The organism is Shewanella sp. TB7-MNA-CIBAN-0143 (assembly GCF_040310065.1).
Classification (GTDB): Bacteria; Pseudomonadota; Gammaproteobacteria; order Enterobacterales; family Shewanellaceae; genus Shewanella.
In genome coordinates this window covers 1-240 of the sequence record NZ_JBEOPL010000154.1, presented here as the reverse complement: position 1 = coordinate 240, position 240 = coordinate 1, and the positions used below count along the sequence as shown (strand labels likewise).

At 48.8% G+C, this 240-nt stretch carries 1 protein-coding gene; it reads right to left on the bottom strand.

Features of this window, described 5'->3' with window-relative positions:
• Positions 1-240 (bottom strand): L-serine ammonia-lyase, iron-sulfur-dependent, subunit alpha (locus tag AAEY97_RS21495; RefSeq protein WP_351001426.1); only part of this gene is annotated, 240 nt, incomplete at both ends.

The window sequence follows — 240 nt, the reverse complement described above, 5'->3', positions numbered from 1 at the left end:
GAATACGGTTATCAGCATAAACCGCCAGACCACCACGAGCCGTTTCGTTATACTTATCTAACATATCAGCGCCGGGTACTTTCATCGTTTCAATCACCTTATCTAAAGAGACAAAGTGCTGACCATTACCCCGACAGGCAAGACGGGCAGCGTTGATCGCTTTTACCGCGCCCATGGCATTGCGTTCAATACAAGGAACCTGAACCAAGCCACCGATAGGATCGCAAGTGAGACCTAAGT